The following is a 25,015-nucleotide window of genomic DNA, read 5'->3' on the forward strand; positions in this document are numbered from 1 at the left end:
CGGTAACTTACTGAATCAAGTTTCGGATTGAAGAAGAAAATAGAAGGGCCCGACTGAGAAATCAGTCGGGCCCTTTTTATGTAAGGGTCTGATTCTGTAGTTTGCAGTTTCACAGGGTTTGAAGCCTAGGGCGTTTGAGTATCTACAGATACCCAGGCGCTTGGCAAAAGTTCAAATTTCTGAGAAATGTTTGAAATTCAAAAATATTTGAATTCACTCAAAAAAAGCATGCTATAGTAGAGGGCTTGAAGCGGCTGTAGCTCAGTTGGATAGAGTACTTGGCTACGAACCAAGGGGTCGTGGGTTCGAATCCTGCCAGCCGCACCAAAATAAGAAGAAAACGAAAAGCCTCGATGATTACTCATCGAGGCTTTTTCAATTTCAGCTCGCTAAACCCAATTCGCGCAGAATCGCCTCCGTGTCCGCGCCGGGCTGTGTGCCAGCCTGTGCCGGCCGCAATTGGCTGCGTGAAAAGCGCGGGGCCGCGCTGGGCTGCAATTTCCCGTCGATGCGGCTGAAATTTCCACGCGCCAGATTGTGTGGGTGGCTGGCGGCTTCCTCCAGGCTCAGGACGGGCGCAAAACAGACGTCTGTGCCCTCCAGCAGGGTCTGCCACTGATTTTGCGTCTTGGCCTTGATGCAGGCCGCTACGCGGGCGCGCAGGGCGGTCCATTGGCGGGTGTCGAACTGGGCTTGCGGGTCGACGTCTTGCAGATCAAGCCGCTGCAGCAATTCGGCATAGAACTGCGGCTCGATGGCGCCCAGGGTGACGTAGCGGCCATCGGCGCATTCAAAGCTGTCGTAGAAGGGCGAGCTGTGCAGGAAGAAGTTGTGCTGCGGCGCGTCCGGCCACATGCCGGTGCCGCGCAGGGAATGAATCAGCGCGCTCATGCAGCCCACGCCGTCAACCATGGCGGCGTCGATGATCTGGCCGCGGCCGCTGCGTTGTGACTCCAGCAAGGCGCTGAGCAGGCCCAGGGCCAAAAACAGCGCGCCACCCGCCATATCGCCCAGCAAGGTGGCCGGCAGGCTAGGCGCTTGGCCGGCGCGGCTTGCCACCGACAAGGCGCCGGTCAGGGCCACATAGTTGATGTCATGCCCGGCGGCATGCGCGAGTGGGCCGCTTTGGCCCCAGCCGGTGACGCGGCCGTAGACCAGCTTGGGGTTGCTGGCCTCGAATGCCGCAGGCCCAAGCCCCAAACGTTCCATCACGCCGGGGCGGTAGCCTTCGATCAGCGCATCCGCCTGCTCGATCAAGGCGGTCACAGCGCGCATGCCCAGCTCGGTTTTGAGGTCCAGGCAGATGGAGCGCTTGCCGCGGTTCAGCGCGTCGCCGGTGTTCAGGCTGCGCAGGGCGGCGGGGCGCTCCACAACAGTGACTTCGGCGCCGAGGTCGGCCAGCAGCATGCCGCAAAAGGGTGCGGGGCCGATGCCTGCCATTTCAACAATCTTCATTCCCGTCAGCGGGCCTATCGTTTTTTGTTCTTGCAAGATGCCTCCTTGATTGCCTTTGCACAGCGCAGACAATACACGGCATGAACAAGGCATTCACCAAGGAAAACGATGGGCCCGACGATGACGAGGACGGCTCTCCCTCACTGCCCGCCATACCGCCGGGCACGCGCAACTACCTAACGCCGCAGGGCTATGCACGGCTGCGTGCCGAGTTCATGAGCTTGCTGGACGAGGAGCGGCCCAAGATTGTCGAGATCGTCTCTTGGGCGGCCAAGAATGGCGACCGCTCAGAAAACGGCGACTACCTCTACGGCAAGAAGCGCTTGCGCGAAATTGACCGCCGCCTGCGCTTTCTGACCAAGCGCCTGGACATCGCCGAGGTGGCCGACCCCAGCTTGCACTACGGCAGCGACCAGATCTTCTTCGGCGCCACTGTCACCTACGCCACCGCCAAGGGGGATGAGCGCACCATCACCATCAAAGGCATCGACGAGGCCGACAACCTGGCCGGCGAGGTCAGCTGGATTGCCCCGATCGCCCGGGTGCTGCTGAAGGCGCGCGAGGGGGACGAGCTGCAGCTGATGACGCCGGGCGGCATCGAGCAGATCGAAGTGCTGGAGGTGACGTACCCGGCGCCCAGCGCCGAAGGCAAGGCCTGAGCCACGGTTCTCCGGCCTGAGCCGGAGATTGCCGGATAAGTACTAGGTCGGCTTAACCCGCCAGACCCGCAGCACGGCGGGCGAGCGCTTGAGCGTGCGCAGCACATCGGCCAAATGTAGGCGGTCGCGCACCGAGAGCAGCAAGCTCATTTCGGCCGTTTCGCGGTGTTGGGATTCATCGCTCATCTGGATGTGCGTGATGTCGGCCTCGGCGCTGCTGACGGCTTGCGCCACTTGGGCCAGCACACCCTTGCCATTGTTGAGCAGCAGGGACACGGCGGCCTCGAAGGGGCGGGTCAGTTCCTCGGCCCAATTGACGGCGATCCAATGCTCGCTGTCGCGTTGGAAGAGCTTGCGCCCGACCTGGCATTCCGCCGTGTGCACCAGCAGGCCTTCGCCGCGGCCCAGATAGCCCTTGATCTCGTCGCCGGGAATCGGCCTGCAGCAGGCGGCCAGGCGCACCGATGCGCCTTCGCTGCCGTCCAGCGTGACCTGACCCTGGGCGGGCAATTCCTCGCTGCTGAAGCGGCCCATGGTGAGCATCACCGCATCGGGGCGCTGGCCTTGCTCGGCCAGCATGCGGGCCAGCTTCTTGGCCACGATGGTGGCGATCTTGCGGCCTAGGCCGATTTCAACCAGCAATTCGTCGATGTGGCGGTTGCCGGCCCAGCGCGCCAGCTGCTGCCAGAGCTGCGCGGCGGCGTTGTCCTCATCATCCAGGCTAGGCAGGCTGAGGCCTTCGGCGCGCAGGGCTTGCGCCAGCATTTTTTCGCCCAGATCGCGGGATTCGTCTTGCTCCAGATTTTTCAAGAAATGGCGAATCTTGGAACGTGCCCGGCCTGTGCGTACAAAGCTCAGCCAAGCCGGGTTGGGGCGGGCGCCGGTGGCGGTGACGATTTCGATCACATCGCCGCTGCGCAGCTCGGTGCGCAAGGGAACCGGTTCGCCGTTGATTTGCGCGGCCACGCAATGGTCGCCCACATCGGAGTGGATGGCATAGGCAAAGTCCACCGGCGTGGCACCGCGCGGCAGGGCCATGATTTTGGACTTGGGCGTGAAGACGTAGACCGCGTCGGGGAAGAGATCGATCTTGACGTGTTCCAGAAACTCGTTGGCGTCACGAGTTTCGTCTTGGATATCGATCAGGGACTGCAGCCAGCGCGAGCCCAGTTGTTGCGCGTTCTGTGCCCCTTGGCTGTGCGCGGTGTTCTTGTAAAGCCAGTGCGCGGCCACGCCTTTTTCGGCCACAAGGTGCATGGCCTCGGTGCGAATCTGGAACTCCACCGGCGTGCCCAGCGGGCTCACCAGGGTGGTATGCAATGACTGGTAGCCATTGGGCTTGGGGATGGCGATGTAGTCCTTGAATCGGCCCGGCTGCGGCTTGTAGAGCTGGTGCAGCACGCCCAGGGACAAATAGCATTGCGGCAATTCGTGCACAACGATGCGAAAGCCGAAGATGTCACTGACCTGCGCGAAGCTGAGGTGCTTGTCGCGCATCTTCTGGTAGATCGAATAGACGGTCTTTTCGCGCCCTTGCACCTCGACCTTGACGTCCGACTCACCAAAGGCCTTGAGCACATCGCGCTCGATACGCGAAACCAAATCACGCCGATTGCCACGCGCCTTGGCGATGGCCTTGCTCAAGGCCGCGTGGCGCCAGGGGTGGATGTGGGAGAAGCTGCGCTCCTGCAGTTCGCGGTAGATCTGATTCAGGCCTAGGCGGTGCGCGATGGGTGCGTAGATGTCCAGCGTCTCGCGGGCGATGCGCCGGCGTTTGACCGGCGCCATCGCGTCCATGGTGCGCATATTGTGCAAGCGGTCGGCCAGCTTGATCAGGATGACGCGCACATCGCGCGCCATCGCCAGCAGCATCTTGCGAAAGCTCTCCGCCTGCGACTCTTCCTTGGTGGAGAACTGCAGCTTGTCCAGCTTGGTCAGGCCGTCCACCAACTCGGCGGTGGGCGCCTCGAAGCGCTCGATCAACTCGGTTTTGGTGATGCCGCAATCTTCCATCGCGTCATGCATCAGCGCGGCCATGATCGCTTGGGCGTCCAGGCGCCATTCGGCGCAAATGCCGGCCACCGCGATCGGGTGGGTGATGTAGGGCTCACCGCTGGCGCGGAACTGGCCCAGATGGGCCTCGTCGGCAAACTTGTAGGCCTCGCGAATGCGCTTGATGTCGGCCTTGGGCAGGTAGTGCAGCAGGTGCACCAGGGCGTCAAACGAGGCGGCCTCGGCGGTGGTGGGCTCAGGGGCTGAGGCCGCGCGCAGGCCGGGCAGGCCACTCAAAGCGGCAGGCAGACGGGGAAAGGCAAAAGTTCGGAAACCCATGCGCCGAATTTACAGCATCAAACCCGGGTGAATGCGATGCAGGGTTGTTGCGGGCAAGAAAAAGGGCGCCCGCAGGCGCCCTCTGTGCAAACTGGTAAGCGCTGAGGCTTAGACCGGCACCTTGCGCAGCATCTCGATGCCCACTTCGCCGGCGGCGATTTCGCGCAGCGCGGTGACGCCGGGCTTGTTCTTGCTTTCGAGCTTAGGCGTGTGGCCCTGGCTCAGCATGCGAGCACGGTAGGTGGCGGCCAGAACCAACTGGAAGCGGTTGGGGATCTTTACCAGGCAGTCTTCGACAGTGATGCGGGCCATGTGTTTTTCCAGTCCAAAGGTCAATCAGGGAAGTTCGAGAGCGCGGAACACGGCAGAGCGATTCCGGCGCTGAGCCGCGTATTTTAACCGCTGCGCGTGAACAATCGACTTCAAATCGAAAACTGCAGTGTCAAACACTGCATTCACCACCACGAAATCGAAGTTTTGCGCCTGCGCGACCTCGATGCGGGCATTGCTCATGCGCTGGGCAATCACGGCCGGGTCGGTATCGCCACGGCGGTTCAGGCGCTGTTCCAACTCTTCCCAGCTGGGCGGCAAGATGAAGATCAGCACCGCGTAGGGGAAGAGCTGCTTGATTTGCAGCGCGCCTTGGAAGTCGATTTCCAGCACCACATCGTCGCCATGGGCCATGCGCGCTTCGATGGCCGAACGCGAGGTGCCGTAGAGGTTGCCATGCACCTCGGCCCATTCAAAGAACTCGCCGCGCGCGGCCATGGCGCGGAATTCATCCGCGTTGGTGAACCAGTACTCGCGGCCATGTTGCTCCTGGCCACGCGGCGCGCGTGAGGTGTGCGAGATCGACACATCCAGCTTGGAGTCCAGTTCCAGCAAGGCCTTGACCAAGCTGGATTTGCCGGCCCCGCTGGGGGCTGCGACGACGAAGAGATTGCCTGGATATTCCATGTGCTGAGGTCTTGAGTGGGCTGGCTTGCCGCCCTGGATGAGCCCGGGCGGGGGTGCGACATTTTAGGCGCAGCCGGGCGAGCGGGCTTGAAGCCAAGCTTGCTGCTTTGTGCGCCTGGGGCCGAGCGCTCGCTGCACAGGGGCTGGATCGGCACGGATCAAGCCCTGGCTTGAGGCTATGTCATGGCGCACATCAGGCATGATCCGCGCGCTGTGTCAGCGGTTTTTGGCCAGCGCCCCAAAGATCCGCTCAGGGCCTGCCCTTGCCGACCCCGTCATTCATTGCCCGTCGAGAGAGAGCTTTTACCCATGAGTCTGCCCTGGAAACATCAGCGCCCGCGTACCGTCTTCATCAGCGGCGGTGGCAGCGGCATCGGGCGTGAAATGGCCCAGCAACTGGCGCGTGAAGGCGCCGATATCGCCCTCATCAATCGCAAGCTGGCACCGCAGGTGGTGGCTGAGTTGCGTGCCCTGGCGCTGCGCGCTGACCAGCGTTTTGAAAGCTATAGCGCCGACGTCTCGGACGACGTGGCCTTGCAGCAGGTGATTCAACAGGCAGTTCAAGACCTAGGCGCGCCGGATCTGGCCATCAACTCGGCCGGCATGCAGATCGCCAAGCCTTTTGAGGAACTCAGCGCAGCGGAGTTCAACCGGGTGATTCAGGTCAATCTGATTGGCTCGCGCAATTTCGCGGCCGCCGTTTTTCCGCATCTCTCCCAGGGCGCGCACCTGGTCTTGGTGGCCTCGCTCGCCGGCCTGGTGGGCAATTTCGCCTATGCCGCTTATTGCGCCTCCAAGTACGGCACGGTGGGCCTGGCCGAGGTGCTGCGCATCGAGTGGCGGCTCAAGGGCATTGACGTCAGCGTGTGCTGCCCGGGTGAGATCGACACGCCGCTGATGCAAGAGGAGCGCCGTACGCTGCACCCCGTGTCGGCGGCGATGAAGGGCTTTGCCGGCTGCTTGAAGGTGGGGCCGGCTTGCCGCGCCATGCTGCAAGGCATTGCACGGCGTGAGTTTGAGATCGTGCCGGGCTTCAGGCCCAAGCTGACGGTGTTCTTGAGCCGCCATTTGGGTGGCCTGGCGCGCGGCGTGGCGGACGGCATTGCTGCCAAAGCCTTCAAGGCCTTCAAGCGGACGTCGTCGCAAGCCTGAGCCGCTGAATTCTTGCCAAGCGCCAGGCGCTCCAGGCGCGCGACGCTCCTTATTTCCCCGGCAAATGCGCGCGCATCTGTCCCAGCACAGGTGAGGGCGGCGTGATGCTGGCGTCGAAAGGATGGGAGCGCTGCCCGTTCAGCGCGCCGATGATGCGCTGCACATAGTTGCGTGTTTCGGCATAGGGGGGCACGCCGCGATAGCGCTCCACTGCACGCTCGCCGGCGTTGTAAGCCGCCAGCACCAGGCTCAAATCGCCCTCGAAATAAGCCAGCAACCAGCGCAGATAAGCCATGCCGCCGCGAATGTTCTGCGTCGGGTCGGTGAGCTTGCTTACTTTGAATCGGGCGGCAGTGTCCGGAATCAGCTGCATCAAGCCCTGCGCGTTCTTGGGCGACACGGCCAGCGGGTTGAAGTTCGACTCCCGCGCCATCACGGCCAGCACCAGATGGGGCGCGAGTTGGTAATCCGGCGCTACCAAATCGACGTAGTGCACGATCACCTGCGGCGCATTGGCCGGCGGGGCGGGTGGCGGCAAAGCCGCTTGGCGGGGGCGTTTGGCTGCCGCCAGCAAAGGGGCGGGGTCGCTGTCGGGCGGGCGCAGGCAGGCCGGCGGCGGGCCCTGTGGCGTGCCCATAGCGGCCAGCATATTCTGCGCTTGCCGCATGCCTTGCTCGGCTGCGGCGGCGAAGAGATGGGCGGCCTGGGCATCGTCGCGGGCGATGCCGCGCGGGTTGGTCAGCATCCAGGCCAAATTGAACTGGGCCACAGGGTCGCCATAGCGCGCGGCGCGGCAGTAGAGCTGGGCGGCCATCACCGCGTCGCGGGGCATGCCGTCGCTGCCGTGCTCATAAGCCTCACCTTCCCGACGCCAGCGCTCCACCTGGGCCGGCACCACCGGCCCGGTTTCAGCCGGCGGCGTGCTGGGCCGGGGCAGGGACTCCAGCGTCAGCACTTGGGCCGAGGCCAGGCCCAGCCACAGGCTGAAAGCACTCCAGCACAGCAGCAGACGGATGGGGGTGGACATGGGCGGCGGATGGGCTCGTGTTTGGGTGAAGGTTGAGCGCTTGGGGCCGTGTGGCTCATGCCTAACTTGGCAAATTGAGCCCGGCAGGCGCCGCGGCCGCGAAAGCGGCAGCGCTAGTCTGGCAGCTGTGAGGCGGTTTTGCCATCTCAGCCCGCCCCGAACTTGGGGGGGAGTGGCTTGGTGCTTAGTGCTATTGACCTTGCTGCCCCGTTGATTTCCGGCTTGATGCGCCGGTTGCGGCATACGCAGACAGGGCAGAGCGCAGGGCTATCATCGCCTGGGCAGTGTGTGCCTTGGGCCGCCAGCGCCGAGTCGGCGTTTGTCTCTAATTTTTCTGTGCCTTCCCCCTCTTGCTCCCTGTCATGAATCGTTTGCAGTCCGAATTGAATCGTCTGTTCAGGCCCGTGCCCGACGCTGCGGCCACGGGCGCCGAGCACGCCGCTGGCGGCTTGCTCGATGCGCAAGGTCGCGTGCGCGCCATGCGCTTGGGCTTGGCACAAACGGCCGACTGGCGCGAGCTGAGCCTGGTCTGGCGCGGTGTGCAACTCGATCTGGGCCTGCCTGCGCCGGCGATTGCCGTCTCGGGTCTGGAGGCGATTGAGCTTTGGTTTTCGCTCGCGCAGCCGGTGGCCGTGGCCCAAGCGCAAGCGTTTTTGGAGGCTCTGCGCCAGCGTTATCTGCCCGAGCTTGCGCTGCGCCGCATCAGCGTTTGGCCGGCTTCAGTTGTGACCACCGATTCGGGCGAACTTTTGCCGCCCCAGCAGCGCAAGAGCGAGCAATGGTCCGCCTTTGTGGCGCCCGATTTGGCACCGGTCTTTGCCGAAACCCCTTGGCTGGACATTCCGCCCAGCGAAGAAGGGCAGGCCGATTTGCTGCGATCCTTGAGTGCCATCAAGCCCGCCGAATTTGAGGCTGCCATGTCCTTGCTATACCCGGAGCCGACGGCCTCTGCCGCCTCAAATGCCGACTCCGCCGGGCCGCAGTCATCCCCAGCACTTCCGCCCGGCAATCTCAACGCCAAGCAGTTTTTGCTCAAGGTCATGAACGACGAGGCCGCGCCGCTGGCCTTGCGCATCGAGGCTGCCAAGGCTTTGCTGCCCTATACCGAAGGCTTGTCTGGCCCGCAGTCCGTGCGCTGACAGCGCATTCCCGGCGCCCGACTTGCGTAGGACTCGGCAGCCAGTCTCAGCTGGCCAGCCGCCCGTCCAGCCTGGTTTGCCCATCGGGTGCTCCGCTTAGGCGAATCTACGTAAGCCCGTAGCGCCACCTTCGGTAGTACGCTTGCGGGCTGTAATGCACTAGCGAAAGAGCGCATCGATGAACAAGATTTACCCCAGCGCGGCAGCCGCGCTCCAGGGCATCGTCAGTGACGGGCAGTTGCTGGCGGTGGGCGGATTTGGCCTTTGCGGTATCCCCGAGGCCTTGATTGCCGCCCTGCGGGACAGCGGCGTCAAAGACCTGAGCGTTATTTCCAATAACGCCGGCGTGGACGGCTTCGGCCTCGGCCAGCTGCTGGAAACGCGCCAGATCAAGAAGATGATTTCCAGCTATGTGGGCGAGAACAAGGAGTTCGAGCGCCAATACCTGGCTAAGGAGTTGGAGCTGGAGTTCACGCCCCAGGGCACGCTGGCCGAGAAGCTGCGCGCCGGTGGCGCTGGCATTCCTGCCTTCTACACCCGCACCGGCGTCGGCACCCTGGTGGCCGAAGGCAAAGAGCTGCGCGTGTTTGAAGACGGCCACACCTATGTGATGGAACGCGCCTTGAACCCGGACGTGAGCCTGGTCAAGGCCTGGAAGGCCGACAAGAGCGGCAACCTCTTGTTCCGCCGCACCGCGCGCAACTTCAACCCGGCCGTGGCCATGGCCGGCAAGCTGACGGTGGTGGAGGTGGAAGAGCTGGTGGAAACCGGCAGCATCGACCCCGACAGCGTGCATTTGCCCGGCATTTATGTGCACCGCATCGTCGTCAACGCCAGCCCTGAAAAACGCATCGAGAAACGCACATTGACCGTCAAGGGAGAGAAGTGATGGCCTGGACCCAAGACCAAATGGCCGCCCGCGCGGCCCAAGAGTTGGAAGACGGTTTCTACGTCAATTTAGGCATTGGCATCCCGACCCTGGTGGCGAACTTCGTGCCGGCCGACAAGGAAGTCTGGCTGCAAAGCGAGAACGGCATGTTGGGCATTGGCCCTTTCCCGACCGAGGAAGAGGTCGATGCCGACCTGATCAACGCCGGCAAGCAAACCGTCACCACCATTCCCGGTAGCAGCATCTTCGGCAGCCACGACAGCTTCGCGATGATTCGCGGCGGCAAGATCAATTTGTCCATCCTGGGTGCCATGCAGGTGAGCGAAAAGGGTGACCTGGCCAACTGGATGATTCCGGGCAAGATGGTCAAGGGCATGGGCGGTGCGATGGACCTGGTGGCCGGCGTCAAGCGCGTGATCGTGCTGATGGAGCATGTGGCGCGCAAAAAGGACGGTAGCGAGGATCTGAAAATTCTGCCGCAATGCAGCTTGCCGCTGACCGGTGTGGGCGTGGTCAATCGCATCATCACCGACCTGGCGGTGATGGACGTGACGCCTGCGGGCCTGAAGCTGGTCGAACTGGCCGACGGCGTGACCCGTGAGTTTGTGCAGAGCAAGACCGGTGTGGCGCTGATTTAATCAAGCGCTAGCGCGGGCGCCCCGATGAGTTTCACGCGACTTCCTCAGTCACTGTCACTGCAGCTTTCTCTGCTGCTGGTCGCTGCGCTGGCGGGCTGTGCCGGCTCGGTTCAGCCCATCGGCGGGCCGCTTCCAAAGCAGCCTGTCGCCGTATCAGCATCAGCACCGGCCTCGGCGCCCGTCATGCCCGAAGCTGCCAGCGGCTGGCAAGACAAGCCGGGCTGGAGCAATGCGCACCAAGCCGTCGCCGCCGCCCATCCGTTGGCGGCAGCGGCGGGACTGGAAATGCTCAAGGCCGGCGGCTCGGCGCTTGACGCCGGCATTGCGGTGCAGCTGGTGCTGAGCCTGGTGGAGCCGCAATCCAGCGGCATCGGCGGCGGCGCCTTCCTGATGTACTGGGACGGCCAATCGGTCAGTGCCGTCGATGGGCGCGAGACCGCGCCGGCCGCGGCTGACGAGCGCCTATTCCTTTTCCCAGACGGCAAGCCTATGGGCTATCGCCAAGCGGTGGTGGGTGGCCGTTCGGTCGGCACCCCGGGCCTGCTTCGCATGCTGGAGCAAGCCCATGCCCGCTTCGGCAAGCTGCCTTGGGCGCGTTTGTTTGAGCCAGCCATCCGCTTGTGTGAGCAGGGCTATCCGCTCTCGGCCCGCAGCGTCAAGCTGCTGCAGGGCGACACGGCGCTGCGTCAAGACCCGCAAGCCGCAGCCTATTTTTACGATGCCCAAGGCCAGCTTTTGCCGGCAGGTCATCAGCTGCGCAACCCGGCCCTGGCGGCGGTGTACCGACGGGTGGCGAAGGGCGGGGCGGATGCATTTCTGACCGGGCCGGTGGCGCAAGACATCGTGCGCCGGGTGCGTGGGCACGCCAGTAATCCAGGCCTGCTCAGCGAGGCTGATCTGGCCGCATACCGCCCCATCTTCCGCCAGCCCTTGTGCACCGATTGGCGTGCGCAGAGTAGCGCCCCCTGGCAAATCTGCGGCTTTGGCCCGCCGTCTTCGGGCCATCTGACCCTGATGCAGATTCTGGGCATGTTGCCGCAGCAGGAAGCTGCTCAAGCTTTGAGTCAGGGCCTGCCGGGTGCCGCCTGGTTGCACCGTTATGCCGAGGCGTCCAATCTGGCCTACGCGGACCGCGCTAAGTACATCGCTGACCCCGATTTCGTGCCCGCGCCGGGTGGCGACTGGCGCAGCCTGCTGGCCAGCGACTATCTGAGCCAACGTGCGGCCCTGATCGGCCCGCGCAGCCAAGGCGAGGTGGCGGCCGGCCAGCCCGCGCCGCTGCGCCTGAGCTGGGCGCCGCAGGCCGAGCAGCCTGAGTTCGGCACCAGCCACATTAGCATCATCGATGCTGGCGGCCACGCCCTGGCCATGACCACCTCGATCGAAGCCGGCTTTGGTGCCCGCATCATGAGCGATGGCGGCACCGGCTTGGCCGGCGGCTTTCTGCTCAATAACCAACTGACCGACTTTGCCCTGCAGCCGCGCGATGCGCAGGGTCTGCCGGTGGCCAACCGGGTCGAGCCGGGCAAGCGCCCGCGCTCCAGCATGAGCCCGACCCTGGTGTTCGACCGCACCAGCGGCCGGCTCTTGATGAGCTTGGGCGCGCCCGGCGGGCCGGCCATCATTCATTACGTCGCTAAGACCTTGCTGGCCAGCCATGACTGGCGCATGGACGCCCAGCAAGCCGTGGCCTTGCCGAACTTCGGCGCCTTCAACGGCCCTTTGCTGCTGGAAAGAGGCTTCTTCCCGGCCAGCACGGTGAGCGAGTTGCAGGGCCTGGGCCACCGCGTCATCCAGACCGATCTGCCCAGTGGTTTGCAAGCCATTGAGCGGCGTGGCCCGGGCTGGTTCGGCGCGGCCGACCCGCGCCGCGATGGGGTGGTGCAGGGCAATTGACGGGTCGCTGCCGAGGCGGCTACCCGCCACTGGGTAGTCAGGCCTTTAGGCCCTGCGCAAGGGGTTCATCGCACGCAGCTGCTGCAACTGGCGCAGCAGTGGTGGCTGACGGCCGGTCAGCTGGGCGGTGATGAAAGCCTTGAGCGGCGGCAGGTGCTGGGCCGCTTGCAGCACGCCGCGGCGCAGCAGCTTGGCGGCTGGGCGTTCATCGGTGAATAAGCGCACCACCGTGTTGGTGCCTTGGTAGATGGCCCAGGTCTGGCGCCGATGGCCTTGGGCATAGGCTTGCAGGCCGGCGCTGGCGCCCAGATCTGCGCCGGCTTTGTGGGCTTGGCCCAAGATGCCAGCCAACAACTCCACCCCGTAGAGGCCGAAGTTGTAGCCATGGGCCGTCACCGGGTGCATGCCTACGGCGGCATCGCCCACCAAAGCGAGGCGTTGGCCGGCAAAGCGGTGCGCGTAGGTGGCCACCAGTGGGTAGAAGTGGCGTGGCCCGGCCAGGCTCAGCTCACCGAATCGGCCTTGCAATTGTTCGCCCACCCAGTGGCAGAACTGGGCTTCGTCCCAGGCCAGCATGGTGTTGGCTTGGTCGGCCGGCAGGGTCAGCACGACCGAGCTGCACAGGCCGTTGAGCGGCAAGATGGCCAAGGTGTGGCCGTAGTGAAAACACTCCAGCGCGGTGGCTTGGTTGGGCAGGCTGTGCCGCACCCGGCAGACGATCACGCTGCGGCCGAAGTCGCGCATCTCAGCACCAATGCCGGCCCAGCGGCGGGCGGCGGAGAAGCGGCTGTCGGCGGCAATCAGCAAAGGGGCGCTGAGGGTCTCGCCGCTGGCTAGGCTCAGCGTGGCGTTTTGTGGCTGCAAGCTGATGCCGCTGACCCGGGCATCGGCGCGGATGTTGATCATCTCGCTGCGCCGCATTGCGCCCTGATAGGCAATGCGCCGCAGCCAATGGTTGGCGACCAGATAACCGAGCGCGTCGCGGCCGCTGCCAATGGCGTCAAAGCCCAGAAAGCCCTGGTTCAGCGCCTCGCCTTGGCCGTTGAAGACATGGGCTTGGCGCAGCGGCGCGATTTCGGCCGCGGGCAGGTCCTGCCACTGGCCCAGCGTTTGCAAGATGCCCATGCCGCGATGGGTCAGCGCGATCTCACGCCCGTCCTCGGCGGGATCGGCCAAGTGGCTCAGCGGGCTGGCTTCCAGCACGCAGCTGCGGATGCCCGCGTCGGCCAAGGCGCAGGCCATGCTCAGGCCGGCAGGGCCGGCGCCGATGATCAGAACTTCGGGGGAGGGGTTGGAGCTGGGCATGCTGCGGACTCGGGGTGCACAAGCCCCGCAGCTTAATCAGGCCCGGCGGCGCCGGGCTTGATGCGGATCAGCGCTTGCGCAATGCCTGCAGGCTCAGCAGCGTAAAACTCAGGTAAAGCAAGCCGCTCCAGAACTCGTAGGGCAGGCCCAGCAGCCGGTAAGCGGCGGCCTGGCTGCACGAGGCGGTGACCATGAAAACCGAGGGCAGCAGGTTTTCCAGATCCAGGCCGGTGAGGATGCGGTCGGCCAGGGTCAGGTCGCAGGAGGCCATCTTGGCCGCCACATCATGCTGGTACCAGGCGGCGGCCAAGCCGGCCAGGGCCAGCAGCAGCACCAGTGCCAGGGACGCTTGGCGGGCCGGGCGGGTTTTCTGCAGCAGCCAACCCAGGCCTGAGGCCAGGGCGATCAAGATGAAGATGCCGCGTTGCAACACGCACCAGGGGCATGGCTTGATGCCGAAGCCATGTTGGGCGATCAGCGCGCAGGCCAGGCTGGCCACGCTGGCCAGGCAAATACCGCCCAGCACTTTGCCGGGCATTTTCGAGGGCGTGAGGAACATAGGGGGCGGGCTCGGGCTTCGTCGGCTTGGGTGAGATTCAGTCAGTTCAGTCGGCAGCGACTTCGACAATCATCTCGATCTCAACGCAAGCGCCCATGGGGATCTGCGCTACGCCAAAGGCGCTGCGGGCATGTGCGCCCTTGACCGGGCCGAAGACCTCGGCGAACAGCTCGGAGCAACCGTTGGTGACCAGATGCTGCTCAGTGAAGTCGCTGGTGCTGTTGACCAAGCTCATCAGCTTGACGATGCGGGTGATCTTGTTCAGATCTCCCACTGCGGCGTGCAGGGTGCCCATCAGGTCGATGGCGATGGCGCGCGCCGCGGCCTTGCCGGTGGCTGTGTCCACATCGCGGCCCAGCTGGCCAACCCAGGGCTTGCCGTCCTTTTTTGCGATATGGCCGGAAACAAAAATCAGATTGCCGGTGCGCACAAAGGGCACATAGGCCGCAGCGGGCACAGCCACGGGCGGCAATTCGATGCCCAGCTTGCTGAGTTGCTCGTAGACGGAAGTGGCAGTCGTGTTGGCGTTGGTGCTCATGAGTGGACTCTGGCTTAGGATGAATGGCGGGCATCCTACACCGTGCAACGCGAGGAACTCGGCGCCGCCATGCAGCCCAGCTCATCATTGCCGACCGCTTGGCAGGCCACGCTGCCGGCCATTGCTTGGCTGCTGGGCTTGGCGGGCCTGCAGCAATTGCGGACCTTGCCCACGGTATTGACGCTGGCGGGTTTGGCGCTGCTGGGGCTAATTGCACTGGCTTTGGCATTTATCTGGCGCCGCCGCAGGCTGCTGGCCTTGCTGGCGCTGTGTTTTGCTATCAGCATGCTGGCCTTTGCCCAAGCCGCCTGGCGCGCCCAGCTGCGTTTGGATGAAGCCCTGCCGGCCGCCTGGGAAGGGCGTGACCTGCTGCTGCGAGGCCGGGTGGCCTCACTGCCCACGGCGGTGCAAGGCATTGGCGGTGCGCCGGGCTGGCGCTTTGAGTTTGAGCTGGACGCAGGGTTGGACCCCCAAAGCGGCCAGGCGCTGACCTCTCAATTGCCGCGCCGCCTGCTCTTGAGTTGGTACGCCGCGCCGGAGCAAGCCCCGCCGGCGTTACAAGCGGGCGAACGTTGGCAGCTGCTCGCCCGCCTCAAACAGCCGCATGGCTTGATGAACCCCCATGCCTTTGATTACGAGTTGTGGCTGTTCGAACAGGATCTGCGCGCCACCGGTGTGGTGCGTGAAGTTCAAACGCGGGCTCAAGCGCAAAACAAACGGCGGCAGGCCGCGCCCTGGTGGAGCTTGGACAGCTGGCGCCAGCGCTTGCGACAAGCTCTGCAAGCTCAGGTCAGCGACCCCGCCGTGGCCGGCATTCTGGCGGCGCTGAGCCTGGGTGACCAGGCGGCCATCAGCAAGGCCGACTGGGGCTTATTCCGCGACACCGGGGTCGCGCATTTGCTCTCGGTCAGTGGCTTGCATGTGACCATGTTCGCTTGGGGCATTCAGGGCTTGTTCGGCTGGTTGTGGCGGCGCAGTGCCAGGGCTTGCCTGATGCTGCCGGCGGTGACGGCGGCACGCTGGGCCGGGGTGCTGGCTGCCCTGAGCTATGCGCTGTTCTCAGGTTGGGGCGTGCCTGCGCAGCGCACGGTGTGGATGCTGCTGAGCGTGGCCTTGCTGCGCAGCTTGGGGCTGCGCTGGCCCTGGAGTTTGATCTTGTTGGCGGCGGCGGTGGTGGTGACGGCCATCGATCCTTTTGCCATCAGCCAGGCGGGGTTTTGGCTGTCCTTCTTTGCGGTTGGTTTGTTGATGGCCAGCGGCAGCGACGGCGGCGAGCAGACCGCTGCGGGCGGTTGGCGCGCCCAGCTCAGGGCTGGCCTGCACAGCCAGTGGGTGGCCACCCTGGGCCTGACGCCGCTGAGCTTGCTGTTCTTCCAGCAGATTTCGGTTGTCGGCCTGCTGGCCAATTTGCTGGCGATTCCCCTGGTCAGCTTTGTGATCGCGCCGCTGTCCTTGGCCGGCGCCTTGCTGCCCAGCCTGTGGTGGCTGGCAGAAGGCTGCGTGCGCGGGCTGATGGCCTATTTGCATGGGCTGGCGCAGCTGCCTTGGGCTGTGTGGACGCTGCCGGTGGCGCCGCTGTGGGCACAGGCGGCGGGCCTGTGTGCAGGGGCATTGCTGGTGTTGCCCTTGCCTTGGCGCCTGCGTCTGCTGGGCTTGCCGATGGCGCTGCCGCTGCTGTGGCCGGCACCCTGGCAGCCGGCCCAGGGCGAGTTCGAATTGCTTGCGGCTGACATCGGCCAGGGCAATGCCGTGCTGGTTCGCACCGCCACGCACAGCCTGCTTTACGACAGCGGCCCGCAGTTCGCGCCCGGCATCGATGCCGGCCAGCGCGTGTTGCTGCCTCTGCTGCGGGCGCTGGGCGTGGCGCGCCTGGACCGCTTGATGCTGAGCCATCGCGACAGCGACCATGTGGGCGGCGCCGCCTCGCTGCTGGCCGGCATGCCTGTGGGCCTGCTGCACAGCTCGCTGGAGCCGGAGCATGGCCTGCTGGGCGAGGCTTCCGCTCGAGGCGTTTTGCTGCAAACCTGCACGCAAGGTCAGACTTGGGTGTGGGACGGCGTGGCGTTTGAGCTGCTGCACCCGCGTGCCGAGCACTACCCGCAAGGTCTCAAAAGCAATGCCATGTCTTGCGTGCTGCGATTACGCAGCTTGGCTTCAGGAAAGACCGCGTTGCTGACCGGCGACCTGGAGGCGGCGCAAGAGCTTGAGCTCGTCCAACAACTAGGCCCGCAGGCCCTGCGCAGCACCGTGCTGCTGGTGCCGCACCACGGCAGCAAGACCTCCAGCAGCGCGGAGTTTTTGGCCGCCGTGGCGCCGCAAGTGGCTATGGCGCAGATGGGCTATCGCAATCGCTTCGGTCACCCCGCGCCCGGCGTGGCGGCGCGTTATCAGGCCCAGGGTATTGCGCTGCTTCGGTCGGATGAATGTGGCGCCTGTCGTTGGCGCAGCGAGGCAGCGCCAACATCTCGGCCGGTCTACCTTGGCGAATGCCAGCGCGAGCTGGGCCTGCGTTTTTGGCACTGGCGGCCTGCACCGGTGACTGCTGAGATGGGGCCTTGGCCCGATGGCGATGTGGGCTTGAGGGACTGACGGCGCCTTGATGTGATCAGCCGCCCCCACTCACCCGAAATCCGCTTGCCTCAGGGCCGCGCCTTGCGCAAATCAGCCAGAGCCCGGCCCAGGTCGATGACGGCAAAGGCGTAGTAGCTGCTCCAGTTGTAGCGCGTCAGCGCATAGAAATTCTCGCTGCCCAGCCAGTAGCTGGGCGCGGCGCTGCCGTTTTGCAATTCCACCACGGCCAAGGGGCCGTGGTGCTCCATGGCGGCTTCCGAGGGCACGGCGCCAAGGGCTTGCAATTGCGCCAGGCTGAATGTGGGCTTGATGTCGGGCGCCAGCAGGGCGGCGCGGGCGGAGGTCTCCACCGGCATGGCCAGGCTGTAGTGGGTGGGCATGCCGGGTTTCCAGCCGAATTCGGCCAGGTAATGGGCCACGCTGCCGATGGCGTCGGCCGGGCTGTTCAGCAGGTCCACATGGCCATCGCCGTCGAAATCGATGGCGTATTTGTTCCAGCTGCTGGGCATGAATTGCGGCCAGCCCATGGCGCCGGCAAAGCTGCCCTTGACGCTCAGCGGGTCCAGGCCTTCGCGCTGGCACAGCTTGATGAACTCGGCCAGCTCGCTGCGGAAGAAGGGGCTGCGGTCGCTACGGCCACTGGGGAAGTCAAAGGCCAGGGTGGCCAGGGCGTCGATGACGCGAAAGCCACCGGTGATCTGGCCGTAAAAGGTCTCCACCCCGATCAGTCCGGCGATCAACTCGGCCGGCACGCCGTACTGGCTTTCCGCGCGGGCCAGGGCGGCGGCATGGCGCTCCCAGAACTCCAGGCCGGCTTGCAAGCGTTTGGGTTCGACAAAGCGGGCGCGGTAAGCCGCCCAGTCTTTGGCCGTGCCTGCCGCCGCCGGCATGATCAGGCGCTGCACTACCGGCATGCTCTTGGCCTGGGCCAGCTGTTGGCGCAGCTGCAGGCGGGCAGCCTCGTCCCAGCCCTGAGCGGCGGCCAAGTCGTCGGCGAACTGCATCGGCTCGGGGCGCTGGCCGAAGGGCTGCGGGGCTTTGTCATTCACTTTGCCTGCCGCGCTCTTATGGGCCTTGGCGGACTTGCTGGTGTTCGTCGGTTTCTTCTTGGCTGTCGTGTTCGCCGCAGCATTGGCCTGGCCGCAGGCTAGCCCGAGTGCCAATCCAAGCCCGGCCAGCATAGCAAGCAGCCGCTTTGTTGACTTGATGTGGTTCAAAGGGCGGCGGCAGTTGGCGAATGAAACGGGCATGAGGCTCAGTGCGAAGAAGAAGGAGGTGGGGCGCTAGGGCCGGATGCGGGGGCGGCAGTAGGGCGCAGGCGTCGCAGCGCTTGGCGCAAAGCCAGGCGCCAGCGCAGGCGGTCGCGCCAGTGCTGTGGCGCTGTGGTTTGGCCGTAGCGGCTTTGTTCCAGTTCGGCCAGCAAGGCCAGACTGGGCGCGGCGGCTTCGGCGCCGAAGCGCTGCTGCAAGAGCGTGGCCCAGTGGCGCGGGCCTTGGTGTGGGGCGGCGTCCAGGCCAAGCCCTCGCAAGGCACGCACGACTTGCGCCCGCTGGCGTGACCAGGCATCGCGCGGCCGGCTGCTCCAGATCGACCAGACGCCGCCGCCCAGGGCCAGCAAGGCAATCACGACGGCGCTGACGCGGCCCAGGGCCAGCCAGTCGGGGCTGGCGATGCCCACGCTTTTCAGCAAATCGAACTGGTCTTGGCGCGAATAGTTCAGCACCAATTGTTGCCAGCGGTTGTTGAGCGTTTCCCAGCCGCCGCGCAGGCTGCGCCACAGGTCTGGGTTGAGCTGACCCAGGGCCGCGCCCAAGGCGCCGGGCGCGGGCTGCAAGGCCTGACCCTGGCGTATACGCTCGGGCGCCACCGCAGCGGTGGGGTCAACGCGCTGCCAGCCCCGGCCGCTGACCCAGATCTCGGTCCAGGCATGGGCATGGCTGTTGCGCACGATCCAGTAGCCGTCTTGCGGCAGCGGGTCCATGCCTTGAAAACCGGTGACGATGCGGGCCGGCACGCCCATGGCGCGCATCATCACCACAAAAGCGGCAGAGAAATGCTCGCAAAAACCCAGGCGGCGGTCGAACCAGAATTCGTCGATCAGGTGCGGTGTGACTTCACCGTAGCGCCCCGGCGCCAGGGTGTAAGCGAAGTCAGCCGTGGCCAGATGCTGCAGCACGGCGGCGGCCAGGGCGGGGCTGATTTGCTCCGCGCTCATGTCGGCAAAGCGGGGCTGGCGGCGCAGGTCGGAGGCCCATTGCAGGCTACGCGGATTGCGGCCGGGCGGCAGCTCCAGGTAGTTTTGCAGCGCCAATCTGGGCTGCAGTGGGCCGTGGCGATAGTCCAAAAAGGCTTGCGCATTCAGGCGCAGGCGCTCGGTAATGGGCCGGGGCGCCGTCCATTGCAGCTCGGGCGAGCGGGTCACGCTGATGCCGCCAAGATCCATGTCGCTGCCCACCGCCTGCGGGCTCATCTCCAGCAATGGCAGCACCTTGATGCGCAGCGGCTCCACCGTCAGCTCGTAGTTCAAGGCCGGGCCTTGCACCGCCAAGTTGTCGCTGGCGCCGGGCCAGTTGAGCGCGGCAGGCCGCCAACTGCGGCCATCAAACTGGGCCAGCACCGGGCCACGGAAGTAGCGCGCTGCCGGGGGCGGCGGCTCGCCCTGGAAGCGCAGGCGCATGGCGATGCTGTCGTCATTTGCGATCTCGGACATGGCGCCGAAATCCAGCTGATTGGACAAGCCCGTGCGCCCCACCGAATCGGCCGGCACGCCCCACAGCGGCGCGATGCGCGGGAACAGCATGAAGAGCAGCAACATCACCGGCAAGCCGTACAAGGTGCTGCGCGCCGCCAGGCCAGCGGCCAGCTTGATGCTGGGCTGGCCCACCGGCATTTGCGCCAGCACCACCGCGCTCAGCAGCGCCCACACGCACAGCAGGGTCCAGGCGGCGGTGAGCAGGGACTGCGAGTAGAGAAAGTTGGTCAGCACCAGAAAGAAGCCGAGGAAGAACACCACAAACGCATCGCGCCGGGCGCGCAGCTCCAGGGTTTTCAGCGCCATCAGCATCACCAGCATGGTCACACCGGCTTCGCGGCCGATCAGGCTGCGGTGGCTCAGCCAGGTCAGCCCCACCGAAATGCTCAAGACCAGCACCAGCATCCAGCGCCCGGGCAGCGGCCGGCTGGTCCAGGCGAGCAGGCCGCGCCAGCCCAGAATCAAGGCGGTGATGGCACTGGCCCAGAGCGGCAGATGCGCGAAATGGGGCGCCAGCGTGGCAGCAATGCCCAGCAGGAGGAACAAGGTGTCGCGGCTGTCGCGGGTTTGCTGCTGCCAGGCGCGAGCCAGGCCGTGCCTGTCGGCACTGAGCGGGCTCATGAACTCACTCCGAAGGAGGCCAGGGCTTCCAGGCACTGGCGCGCGTGGGCGGGGCCCAGGTCTTGCGCCAGGGGCGCGCCCTGATTCAAGCGCAAGCCATAGGGCTGTTGCAGGCGCTCCGCCGCCAACACCCAGGCGCTCAGGCGCGAGAGCCGGGCTTCGCTGTCCAGCCCGGCGCAGTCGCGCCAGTCCAGCCACAGGGCGCGGTTGGCAGGGGCCTGGGTCTGGCGCACCCACAAGGGCGTGCCTTGCTCAAAACTCAGCGCCGCTTTCTTCCAGATCACCTGGCGCATGGCGTCGCCGCGCCGATAGGGCCGCACGCCTTCAAAGTCCTGGCCTTGGGCCGAGGGCGTGGCGCTGGCGGGCTGCGAATCTTGCTGGCCATCTTCGCCGGCCGCTTGAGGCGAGGCAAAGGGCGGGGCGGGTGTTTCGGCGCGTGGGTAGACCCAGGCTTTGGCGGCCGGCCGCCAGATGCTCCAGGCCCGAAACAGGCCGAGCGGAAAGCGGGTGACGATTTGCAAGCCCGGCAGCGGCTGGTGGCCGCGCGGGCCGGCGGGCAGGCGCAGGGTCAGCAAGGCGTGGCCGAGCGCGGGTACATCGGTCCAGGCGATGTCTTGCTCGGGGCCGCCTTGCACATGCACGCCGATGCCGAAGCGGGCGCGGCCGCTGTTGTGCAGGCGCAGCTCCAGCTGCAACTCATCGCCGGCAAACACCGGCTCCGGGGTTTTCAGGTCCAGGCTCAGGCCGTGCAGATTGGCATGCGTCAGGTGCATGGAGGCCAGGCCGGCGCCGGTGAGCAAAAAGGTCAGCAAATAGCCCAGGCTGAGCTGGTCGTTGATGGAGGCCACCAGCAGCAGAGCCAGGGTGGCGCAAAAAAACAGGCCGGGGCGGCTGGGCAGGATGTAGACATTGCGCTGGGTCAGCTCGGTCGTGTCGCTGCGCGGGTGGCGGGCCAGCCACCAGGCTTGCCAGGTTTGCTTGAGCATGGCGCTAGTGCCTGGCCGAGGTTCAGGGCAGGGCGATGGCTTCGATCATCGCGCGCACCTGCTCACGCGCGCCGCGTCCCGCACCCGCTTTGGGCACCAGGCGGTGGGCAATGGTCTGGGGCAGGATGGCTTGCACGTCTTCGGGCGCCACAAAGTCGCGCCCGTCCAGCAGGGCGCGGGCGCGGGCCGCGCGCAGCACGCCCAGGCCGGCACGCGGGCTCAGCCCTTCGGCAAACCACTGGCCCGAGCGGGTGGCGGCGAGCAGGGCCTGCAAATAGTCAAGAAGCGCGGCGGAGGCGTGAACCTCACGCACATCGGCTTGGGCCTGCAGCACGGCGGCGGGCGACATCACCGGCTGCAGGGCGCGCATGGCCTCGCGGCTGTCTTGGCCGCTGAGCAGTTCGCGCTCGGCGGCGCGGTCGGGGTAGCCCAGCGAGATGCACATCAAAAAGCGGTCCAGCTGCGACTCGGGCAGGGGGTAGGTGCCGAGCTGCTCGCTGGGGTTTTGGGTGGCAATGACGAAAAAGGGTTGGGGCAGGGGGTGGCTGACCCCGTCCACGCTGACTTGCTGCTCCTCCATCGCCTCGAGCAAGGCGCTTTGCGATTTCGGCCCGGCGCGGTTGATCTCATCGGCCAGCAGCACTTGGGCGAATACCGGACCGGGGTGGAATTCGAAGGCCGCTTTCTCGCGCTCGTAAATCGTCACGCCCAGCAGGTCCGAGGGCATCAGGTCGGCGGTGAACTGCAGGCGCGAGAACTTCAAGCCCATGGAAATCGACAAGGCATGCGCCAGGGTCGTTTTACCCACACCGGGTAAGTCCTCGATGAGCAAATGGCCGCCGGCGATCAAGCAGGCCACACAGTCGCGGATCTGTGCCGGTTTGCCCTTGATGATCGTGCTAATCTGCTGCTGAAGGGCTGTCAGAAGTGCAGTGCTTTGTTGGCGTGATGCGGAACTCATGCGTCACACCATAGCAAACTTCATGACGGGCCATCCCTCGGAATAACAGTTAAGAGCTGCCCGCCCCATGTCCACTGCCTACCTGAGCCATCCCGACTGCCGCCGCCACGATATGGGCGCAGGCCACCCCGAGTGCCCGCAGCGGCTGGACGCCATTGAAGACTGGCTGATTGCCAGCGGCATCGGCGAGACCCTGGTGCGCCTGGAGGCCGAAGAAGTGAGCATGGCCGATGTGGAGCGCGCCCACACCCACGGCTATGTCAGCGAGGTGGCCGAGGTGTTGCAAGCCTGCGCCGCCAACGGCAGCCACCACGCCATGGACCCCGACACGGTGGCCAATCCGTATACCTGGGCGGCGGCACTGCGCGCCGCCGGCGCCGCGGTGCAAGCCACCCGGCTGGTGCTGGACGGCACGCATGAGAACGCTTTTTGCGCGGTGCGCCCGCCCGGCCACCACGCCACGCGCGACCAGACCATGGGCTTTTGCTTCTTCAACAATGTGGCGATTGCCGCCCGCTACGCCCTGGATGTGCGCGGCCTCAAGCGCGTGGCCATCGTGGACTTTGATGTGCACCACGGCAACGGCACCGAAGACATCATTGCCGGCGATGACCGGGTGCTGATGGTCAGCATCTTCCAGGACCCGCTTTATCCCTATAGCGGCGCCGTGCCCAAGGGCGAGAACATGGTCAATGTGCCGGTGCCCGCCTATACCCGTGGCGGCGAGGTGCGTGAGATGGTCGAGGCCATGTGGTTGCCGGCGCTGGAGCGCTTCAAGCCGCAGATGATCTTCATCTCGGCTGGCTTTGATGCCCATCGCGATGATGATCTGGGCCAACTCGGCCTGGTCGAGGCCGACTACGAATGGCTGACCCTGCGCATCATGGATGTGGCCAAAGCCCATGCCCAGGGCCGCGTCGTTTCCTGCCTGGAAGGCGGCTACCACCTCGGCGCCCTGGCGCGCAGCGTGGGCGTGCATTTGCGCGTGATGTCCGGCGTTTGAGTGAGGCCGGGCTCAGTCAGAGCCTAGCCTGAGCTAGGCCTGATGTCGGCCCCGTGTGAAGCCCAGCGTGCATGGGCCGCACAGGCCGTTCGGCGAGTCGGTGAAAATGGCGCACTTCTTGTTCGCCCCCACTCATTCGCATGAATCAGACCAACAGCACTTTCGACCTCGCCGAACTCCAGGGCTTGCTGCAATCTCTGCTGACGCCGACCGCCTTGCTGGGCCTGGGTGTCTTTCTGGCCTGTTTGGGCGTGTCGTGGCTGGTGGTGAACCTGATCAATCGCCGGGTGCCGCATCGGACTAACTCGGTGCTATTCGGCACCCATGTGGTTGACGGCGTTTTGTTCCCGGTGCTGGCCCTGGTGCTGGCCATCATTGCCAAGCGCTTTTTGCCGCTGGTGGGGGTGTCGCCGGCGGTGTTCAAGCTGGCGGTGCCGGTCTTGGTGTCGCTGGTGCTGATTCGCCTGAGCGTGCGGGTGCTGGGCGCGGCCTTCCCCGATTCGAAGATGCTCAAGACCCTGGAGCGCACCGTCTCCTGGCTGGCTTGGGGCGGCTCGATCCTGTGGGTCACCGGCATCCTGCCCTTTGTGCTGAAGGAGTTTGAGGACATCCGCTGGAAGATGGGCGGCTCGCAGATGACGCTGCGCAATCTGGTCGAAGGCGCCTTCTCGGCCGTCATCGTCCTGGTGGTATCGCTGTGGATTTCTTCCTTGATCGAGGCTCGCTTGCTGCGCGGCGGCACGATGGATTTGTCCTTGCGCAAGATTGCCGCCAATGCGACGCGGGCGATCTTCTTGTTCGGCGGCTTGCTGATCGCCTTGTCCTCGGCCGGCATCGACCTCACGGCGCTTGGCGTGCTGGGCGGCGCGCTGGGTGTGGGTATCGGCTTTGGCTTGCAGAAGCTGGCGTCCAACTATGTGTCGGGCTTTGTGATCCTGGCGGAGCGTTCGCTGCGCATCGGCGATATGGTCAAGGTGGATAACTTCGAAGGCCGCATCAGCGATATCAACACCCGCTACACCGTCATCCGCGCGCTCAGCGGCCGCGAAGCGATTCTGCCCAATGAGATGCTGATCACCCAGCGGGTCGAAAACATGTCGCTGGCCGACCCGCAGGTGCTGCTCAACACGGTGGTGACGGTGGCCTATGGCACCGACCTCGACAGCTTGTTCCCCAAAATGATCGCCGCAGCCCTGAGCGTGGAGCGTGTGTTGCGCATACCTGAGCCCGCTGTTCAGCTGAGCAATTTCGCCGCCGATGGCCTGGAGTTGACCCTGTACTTCTGGATTGCCGACCCGCAAAACGGCCAAGGCGGGCCCCGCTCCGACGTCAATATGGCCCTGCTGCGTCTGCTCAATGAGCTGAATGTGGAGATCCCCTTCCCGCAGCGGGTGATTCGCCAGTCTTGAGCCGCCTCCTGCTTCGGCGGGAATGGGGCGCTGGCTGAGTGGCGTGGGCAATCTGCCCTTATGCCTTCGCCTCAGCTCGCTCCATCTTTGCCGGCGGCCATAAAGGCAAGCCGCCCAGCGCCTGTCCCGTGAGTTTGAGCGCAGTGCGTCGGCCCGCGCGGGCGCTG

Annotated in this window: 21 protein-coding genes and 1 tRNA gene; 10 read left to right on the forward strand and 12 right to left on the reverse strand. The window is 65.2% G+C overall.

Annotated features, from left to right (window positions below):
- The first annotated feature begins 250 nt into the window (after positions 1–250).
- Positions 251–327: transfer RNA gene (locus AABB87_RS07810), tRNA-Arg, on the forward strand.
- A 54-nt stretch (positions 328–381) separates the two neighbouring features.
- Here AABB87_RS07810 and AABB87_RS07815 read toward each other — a convergent pair.
- On the reverse strand, positions 382–1,491 hold the full coding sequence (locus AABB87_RS07815) for a CaiB/BaiF CoA transferase family protein (RefSeq protein WP_341970717.1): 1,110 nt from the start codon (positions 1,489–1,491) through the stop codon (positions 382–384).
- A 44-nt stretch (positions 1,492–1,535) separates the two neighbouring features.
- Here AABB87_RS07815 and greB point away from each other — a divergent pair, with 44 nt between their 5' ends.
- On the forward strand, positions 1,536–2,114 hold the full coding sequence (greB, locus tag AABB87_RS07820; RefSeq protein WP_341970718.1) for a transcription elongation factor GreB: 579 nt from the start codon (positions 1,536–1,538) through the stop codon (positions 2,112–2,114).
- A 42-nt stretch (positions 2,115–2,156) separates the two neighbouring features.
- Here the strand turns inward: greB and AABB87_RS07825 are convergent, their stop codons facing one another.
- From AABB87_RS07825 to gmk, 3 genes are all read right to left on the reverse strand, one after another.
- Positions 2,157–4,445, reverse strand: a complete 2,289-nt coding sequence (locus AABB87_RS07825) for a RelA/SpoT family protein (RefSeq protein WP_341970719.1) — start codon at positions 4,443–4,445, stop codon at positions 2,157–2,159.
- A gap of 108 nt (positions 4,446–4,553) precedes the next feature.
- Positions 4,554–4,757: a DNA-directed RNA polymerase subunit omega gene (gene rpoZ / locus AABB87_RS07830; RefSeq protein WP_058719188.1), complete on the reverse strand. Its 204-nt coding sequence runs from the start codon at positions 4,755–4,757 to the stop codon at positions 4,554–4,556.
- 24 nt (positions 4,758–4,781) lie between these two features.
- Positions 4,782–5,402 carry a guanylate kinase gene (gene gmk / locus AABB87_RS07835; protein WP_058719189.1) on the reverse strand — a complete coding sequence of 207 codons (621 nt, stop codon included), beginning with the start codon at positions 5,400–5,402 and terminating at the stop codon, positions 4,782–4,784.
- Between the two features lie 309 nt (positions 5,403–5,711).
- Here gmk and AABB87_RS07840 point away from each other — a divergent pair, with 309 nt between their 5' ends.
- Positions 5,712–6,554, forward strand: coding sequence for an SDR family NAD(P)-dependent oxidoreductase (locus AABB87_RS07840; RefSeq protein ID WP_341970720.1), 843 nt, complete (start codon positions 5,712–5,714; stop codon positions 6,552–6,554).
- Between the two features lie 49 nt (positions 6,555–6,603).
- Here the strand turns inward: AABB87_RS07840 and AABB87_RS07845 are convergent, their stop codons facing one another.
- The gene (locus tag AABB87_RS07845; protein ID WP_341970721.1) at positions 6,604–7,581 is read right to left on the reverse strand and encodes a lytic transglycosylase domain-containing protein; all 978 of its coding nucleotides are present in this window, start codon (positions 7,579–7,581) and stop codon (positions 6,604–6,606) included.
- A gap of 362 nt (positions 7,582–7,943) precedes the next feature.
- On the opposite strand from AABB87_RS07845, the gene AABB87_RS07850 reads away from it, so the two are divergent.
- From AABB87_RS07850 to AABB87_RS07865, 4 genes are all read left to right on the forward strand, one after another.
- Positions 7,944–8,720, forward strand: a complete 777-nt coding sequence (locus tag AABB87_RS07850; RefSeq protein WP_341970722.1) for a hypothetical protein — start codon at positions 7,944–7,946, stop codon at positions 8,718–8,720.
- 178 nt (positions 8,721–8,898) lie between these two features.
- Complete coding sequence (locus AABB87_RS07855) at positions 8,899–9,609, forward strand: CoA transferase subunit A (protein ID WP_058719194.1); 711 nt, start codon at positions 8,899–8,901, stop codon at positions 9,607–9,609.
- Positions 9,609–10,247 carry a CoA transferase subunit B gene (locus AABB87_RS07860; RefSeq protein WP_341970723.1) on the forward strand — a complete coding sequence of 213 codons (639 nt, stop codon included), beginning with the start codon at positions 9,609–9,611 and terminating at the stop codon, positions 10,245–10,247. Before AABB87_RS07855 ends, AABB87_RS07860 begins: the two co-directional genes overlap by 1 nt.
- A 24-nt stretch (positions 10,248–10,271) precedes the next feature.
- Entirely contained in the window at positions 10,272–12,143 is a 1,872-nt protein-coding gene (locus tag AABB87_RS07865) for a gamma-glutamyltransferase family protein (RefSeq protein WP_445944845.1), read from the forward strand.
- A 45-nt stretch (positions 12,144–12,188) separates the two neighbouring features.
- Here AABB87_RS07865 and ubiM read toward each other — a convergent pair whose 3' ends face one another.
- From ubiM to AABB87_RS07880, 3 genes are all read right to left on the reverse strand, one after another.
- Complete coding sequence (ubiM, locus tag AABB87_RS07870; protein WP_341970725.1) at positions 12,189–13,448, reverse strand: 5-demethoxyubiquinol-8 5-hydroxylase UbiM; 1,260 nt, start codon at positions 13,446–13,448, stop codon at positions 12,189–12,191.
- Positions 13,449–13,515: 67 nt separating this feature from the next.
- Complete coding sequence (locus tag AABB87_RS07875; protein ID WP_341970726.1) at positions 13,516–14,007, reverse strand: disulfide bond formation protein B; 492 nt, start codon at positions 14,005–14,007, stop codon at positions 13,516–13,518.
- Positions 14,008–14,053: 46 nt separating this feature from the next.
- Positions 14,054–14,545 (reverse strand): RidA family protein, encoded by a 492-nt coding sequence (locus tag AABB87_RS07880; protein WP_058719198.1) that lies wholly within the window; start codon positions 14,543–14,545, stop codon positions 14,054–14,056.
- Positions 14,546–14,587: 42 nt separating this feature from the next.
- On the opposite strand from AABB87_RS07880, the gene AABB87_RS07885 reads away from it, so the two are divergent.
- Entirely contained in the window at positions 14,588–17,134 is a 2,547-nt protein-coding gene (locus AABB87_RS07885; RefSeq protein WP_341970727.1) for a DNA internalization-related competence protein ComEC/Rec2, read from the forward strand.
- A gap of 50 nt (positions 17,135–17,184) precedes the next feature.
- On the opposite strand, the gene mltB is transcribed toward AABB87_RS07885, so the two are convergent.
- The 4 genes from mltB to AABB87_RS07905 form a co-directional block, all read right to left on the reverse strand.
- Complete coding sequence (gene mltB, locus AABB87_RS07890) at positions 17,185–18,297, reverse strand: lytic murein transglycosylase B (RefSeq protein WP_445944846.1); 1,113 nt, start codon at positions 18,295–18,297, stop codon at positions 17,185–17,187.
- Between the two features lie 74 nt (positions 18,298–18,371).
- The gene (locus tag AABB87_RS07895) at positions 18,372–20,489 is read right to left on the reverse strand and encodes a transglutaminase family protein (RefSeq protein ID WP_341970729.1); all 2,118 of its coding nucleotides are present in this window, start codon (positions 20,487–20,489) and stop codon (positions 18,372–18,374) included.
- Positions 20,486–21,475 (reverse strand): DUF58 domain-containing protein, encoded by a 990-nt coding sequence (locus tag AABB87_RS07900; protein ID WP_341970730.1) that lies wholly within the window; start codon positions 21,473–21,475, stop codon positions 20,486–20,488. Before AABB87_RS07900 ends, AABB87_RS07895 begins: the two co-directional genes overlap by 4 nt.
- 22 nt (positions 21,476–21,497) lie before the next feature.
- Positions 21,498–22,436: an AAA family ATPase gene (locus AABB87_RS07905; protein ID WP_058719200.1), complete on the reverse strand. Its 939-nt coding sequence runs from the start codon at positions 22,434–22,436 to the stop codon at positions 21,498–21,500.
- 67 nt (positions 22,437–22,503) lie between these two features.
- Between AABB87_RS07905 and AABB87_RS07910 the strand changes: the two genes are divergently transcribed.
- On the forward strand, positions 22,504–23,439 hold the full coding sequence (locus AABB87_RS07910) for a histone deacetylase family protein (RefSeq protein ID WP_341970731.1): 936 nt from the start codon (positions 22,504–22,506) through the stop codon (positions 23,437–23,439).
- 140 nt (positions 23,440–23,579) lie between these two features.
- The gene (locus AABB87_RS07915; protein ID WP_341970732.1) at positions 23,580–24,848 is read left to right on the forward strand and encodes a mechanosensitive ion channel family protein; all 1,269 of its coding nucleotides are present in this window, start codon (positions 23,580–23,582) and stop codon (positions 24,846–24,848) included.
- The last annotated feature ends 167 nt before the right edge of the window (positions 24,849–25,015 follow it).

Origin of the sequence: Roseateles sp. PN1 (genome assembly GCF_038419725.1) — a bacterium.
Lineage (GTDB): Bacteria > Pseudomonadota > Gammaproteobacteria > Burkholderiales > Burkholderiaceae_C > Paucibacter_A.

Excerpts from the sequence above, each read along its gene's own strand:
- greB (WP_341970718.1), top strand. The coding sequence starts at position 1,536 with ATGAACAAGGCATTCACCAAGGAAAACGATGGGCCCGACGATGACGAG.
- AABB87_RS07825 (WP_341970719.1), bottom strand. The coding sequence starts at position 4,445 with ATGGGTTTCCGAACTTTTGCCTTTCCCCGTCTGCCTGCCGCTTTGAGT.
- rpoZ (WP_058719188.1), bottom strand. The coding sequence starts at position 4,757 with ATGGCCCGCATCACTGTCGAAGACTGCCTGGTAAAGATCCCCAACCGC.
- gmk (WP_058719189.1), bottom strand. The coding sequence starts at position 5,402 with ATGGAATATCCAGGCAATCTCTTCGTCGTCGCAGCCCCCAGCGGGGCC.
- AABB87_RS07840 (WP_341970720.1), top strand. The coding sequence starts at position 5,712 with ATGAGTCTGCCCTGGAAACATCAGCGCCCGCGTACCGTCTTCATCAGC.
- AABB87_RS07845 (WP_341970721.1), bottom strand. The coding sequence starts at position 7,581 with ATGTCCACCCCCATCCGTCTGCTGCTGTGCTGGAGTGCTTTCAGCCTG.
- AABB87_RS07850 (WP_341970722.1), top strand. The coding sequence starts at position 7,944 with ATGAATCGTTTGCAGTCCGAATTGAATCGTCTGTTCAGGCCCGTGCCC.
- AABB87_RS07855 (WP_058719194.1), top strand. The coding sequence starts at position 8,899 with ATGAACAAGATTTACCCCAGCGCGGCAGCCGCGCTCCAGGGCATCGTC.
- AABB87_RS07860 (WP_341970723.1), top strand. The coding sequence starts at position 9,609 with ATGGCCTGGACCCAAGACCAAATGGCCGCCCGCGCGGCCCAAGAGTTG.
- AABB87_RS07865 (WP_445944845.1), top strand. The coding sequence starts at position 10,272 with ATGAGTTTCACGCGACTTCCTCAGTCACTGTCACTGCAGCTTTCTCTG.
- ubiM (WP_341970725.1), bottom strand. The coding sequence starts at position 13,448 with ATGCCCAGCTCCAACCCCTCCCCCGAAGTTCTGATCATCGGCGCCGGC.
- AABB87_RS07875 (WP_341970726.1), bottom strand. The coding sequence starts at position 14,007 with ATGTTCCTCACGCCCTCGAAAATGCCCGGCAAAGTGCTGGGCGGTATT.
- AABB87_RS07880 (WP_058719198.1), bottom strand. The coding sequence starts at position 14,545 with ATGAGCACCAACGCCAACACGACTGCCACTTCCGTCTACGAGCAACTC.
- mltB (WP_445944846.1), bottom strand. The coding sequence starts at position 18,297 with ATGCTGGCCGGGCTTGGATTGGCACTCGGGCTAGCCTGCGGCCAGGCC.
- AABB87_RS07895 (WP_341970729.1), bottom strand. The coding sequence starts at position 20,489 with ATGAGCCCGCTCAGTGCCGACAGGCACGGCCTGGCTCGCGCCTGGCAG.
- AABB87_RS07900 (WP_341970730.1), bottom strand. The coding sequence starts at position 21,475 with ATGCTCAAGCAAACCTGGCAAGCCTGGTGGCTGGCCCGCCACCCGCGC.
- AABB87_RS07905 (WP_058719200.1), bottom strand. The coding sequence starts at position 22,436 with ATGAGTTCCGCATCACGCCAACAAAGCACTGCACTTCTGACAGCCCTT.
- AABB87_RS07910 (WP_341970731.1), top strand. The coding sequence starts at position 22,504 with ATGTCCACTGCCTACCTGAGCCATCCCGACTGCCGCCGCCACGATATG.
- AABB87_RS07915 (WP_341970732.1), top strand. The coding sequence starts at position 23,580 with ATGAATCAGACCAACAGCACTTTCGACCTCGCCGAACTCCAGGGCTTG.